Below are 3158 nucleotides of genomic sequence, written 5' to 3'. Positions count from 1 at the left end.
GGTCTATATCAGGCTCTTTATCGCCCTTAAATCCAAGAAATGTTTCAAACGGAATATCGTGGCCGTCTTTTCTGTACTTCGTTCCGCATTTCGGACACACCTTATCGGGCAAGTCACACCCCGACAAACCGATTTCGGACTCAATAAACTCTACGTTTTTACAATTCGGGCAAATATAGTGTCCTTGAAGTGAATTAACCTCCGTTATATCCGACAAATACGCAACAAGCGACGAGCCGACAGAACCACGTGAGCCAACCAAATATCCGTCTGCAAGTGAATGACGTACAAGCTCCTGTGCAATTCTGTACATAACCGAAAAACCGTAAGTCGTAATCGAATGAAGTTCCTTATCAAGACGTTTCTGTACAATTTCAGGAAGCGGATCGCCGTATATTTCCTTTGCTCTCGTTGTCGAGTCGTTTATGATACCCTCTTTTGCACCCTCAATTACAGGCGGACACTTTTTCGCAGGAATCGGTCTGACGTCCTCTATCATATCGGCTACAAGGTTTGTGTTTTTCACAACAACCTCATACGCCTTTTCCTTGCCCAAATACTCAAATTCTTTAAGCATTTCTTCCGTTGTTCTGAAATACAGCGGTGCTTGATTGTCAGCGTCCGAAAATCCTTTGTAATTCATAAGGATTTTTCTGTAATCCGCGCCCTCCATATCCATAAAATGCACGTCACACGTTGCAACAACGGGTTTATTATACTTTTCGCCAAGTGCAACAATACGTCTGTTTAAATTTTGCAAATCTTCGTCCGTATTTACCATAGGGTGTTTCGGATCGGTTTTCATATACGCATTATTACCTATCGGCTGAATTTCAAGATAGTCGTAAAAATCAACTATTTCCTTTAATTCCTCGTCACTGTCACCGTCTATCATCGCTCTGAAAAGTTCGCCAGCCTCACAAGCCGAACCGAGTATAAGTCCCTCGCGTTTTTCTTCAAGCAAACTTCGCGGTATTCTCGGTGTTCTGAAGAAATATTTCAAATGCGATTCCGAAATCATTTCATAAATATGTCTTAAACCGATTTGATTTTTTGCAAGTATGATAATGTGATACGCTTTATTTTTCTTTGACGCACTTCTTAAATCAAAAATATCATTGAAAGTTTTAAGCTCCGTCTTATCTTCTTCGCGAAGTTTTTCTATCATCTTAACGAAAACATCAGCCGTAGCCTTTGCATCATCTACCGCACGGTGATGATTTTCAAGAATAACGTGAAGATGTTTTGTAAGCGTATCAAGTTTAAAATTCGGAAGTTCGGGATACATACATCTTGCAAGCATAAGCGTATCAAGGTAGCAGAAATTAAATTCAAAATTATGACGCTCCGCCGCCTTTTTTATAAATCCTATATCGAACGCCGCGTTATGTGCAACAAGTATGCAATCCTTACAAAACTCGAAAAACTCACCGAGTATTTCTTCGATTTTCGGTGCGTCAGCCACCATACTGTCCGTAATACCCGTAAGTTCCACAATATTTTCGGGTATCGGCTGACACGGATTAACGAACGTAGACCACTTATCGACAATCTGACCGTTTACAACCTTTACCGCACCGATTTCGGTGATATTGTTTTTGTCGTTGTGAAGTCCTGTTGTTTCTATATCAAACACAACAAACGGTGAGTCAATATTCTGATTTTCCGCATTATAGACAATCTTCTTGCTGTCGTCAATCAAATATCCCTCAACACCGTAAAGAATTTTAATTTTTTCATTAAAGTTAGACGCTTTCATTGCATCCGGGAACGACTGCACAACTCCGTGGTCGGTAACGGCAATCGCTTTATGTCCCCAATAAATCGCTCTGTTGATAAGGTCGTTTACGGAGGAAACCGCGTCCATCGCCGACATCTGTGTATGCAAGTGAAGTTCCACACGTTTTTCCGATGCCTCGTCCATACGAACAGGCGGTTTTTCAATTTCCGCAATGTCGTTAATCATCACAATCGTTTCACCTGCATATTGGTCGAACTGTGCCTTACCACGTGCAACGATATATATACCGCCGCCCTTGACTCCCTTTTTCAATTTTGAAAAAAGCTTGTTAAACGGCTCGTCATCTTCCGTTTTTGTAACGAACATTTTCGCCGATATTGAGTCCTCGTTATCGGTAATATCCATTGTTATAAGGTGAAATTCCTTGCCAGTTTTTTTAGATTTAATATCTCTGTCCTCAACAAAAAATACCTTACCCGAAAACACAACTCTGCCCGAATTATTGTTAATCGAATGAATTGATATAATATCGTCATTAATCGGTCTGCCGTAAAGCATATCCGAAACATTTGCTTTACCTTTGATTTTCGGACCTGATGATGCAGACTGCATAGAGCCCTCTTGACCGGGTTCAACTTCGTAAATCATTACATTTTTGTCTTGCTGTTTAATTCTGTTATCAACCCTAACGATTACTTCCGTAAGATTACAAGCCTTTTTCACTTCACTTTCGACCTTCGCCTGCTGATAAGCGGACGTGTCAGAGCCAAGCAAAATACCTATTTTTCTTCTGTTTTTTGAAACTCTTATTTTTTCTATTTCCAAATCGGCTATATCTTTATCCGTTATCTTTGGAAACACAACACCAATTTTCGGTTTCATATAACATCTTTCTCCTCGTGATAAAACAGGCTGCCGACATTTGCCGACAGCCTTTTTGTATTATTTAAAATATTTAACGCCTGCCTCAAACAGCTTTTGGTCTTTGTTACCCGGAACGTTAAACGATACGTTCTTACCGATACGTTCACTGTGTCCCATTTTACCAAGCACTCTGCCGTCAGGACTTGTTATACCTTCGATAGCATATACCGAACCGTTTGGATTCCAGTCAATATCATATGTTGCCTTATCTTCAAGGTTTACATATTGAGTTGCAATCTGTCCGTTTGCCGCAAGTTCCTTAACCTGTTCTTCCGACGCGATAAATCTACCTTCACCGTGTGAAAGTGCGATTGTATGAACATCGCCTGTATTTACATTTGCAAGCCATGGTGACTTGTTTGATGCAATTCTTGTTCTTGCCATACAAGAAACGTGTCTGCCGATTGTGTTAAATGTAAGTGTCGGTGAATTACTGTCAAGGTCACGAATTTCTCCGTAAGGTACAAGACCAAGCTTTATAAGTGCCTGGAAA

The 3158-nt window shown here is 40.5% G+C and carries 2 protein-coding genes; both read right to left on the bottom strand.

What is annotated here, in order from left to right; genetic code table 11:
* Positions 1 to 2623, bottom strand: a 2623-nt coding sequence (locus tag ACLTU0_RS08280; RefSeq protein ID WP_412322013.1) for a PolC-type DNA polymerase III, incomplete at its 3' end; no start/stop codon positions are given.
* 60 nt (positions 2624 to 2683) lie between these two features.
* On the bottom strand, positions 2684 to 3158 hold a 475-nt coding region (locus tag ACLTU0_RS08275), incomplete at its 5' end, for a phosphoribosylformylglycinamidine synthase subunit PurQ (protein WP_412322012.1).

It is taken from the genome of Hominilimicola sp., assembly GCF_046972485.1.
Lineage (GTDB): Bacteria > Bacillota > Clostridia > UBA1381 > UBA1381 > Hominilimicola > Hominilimicola fabiformis.
The sequence above is the reverse complement of the archived record's forward strand: the minus strand, read 5'-3'. Positions and strand labels throughout refer to the sequence as shown.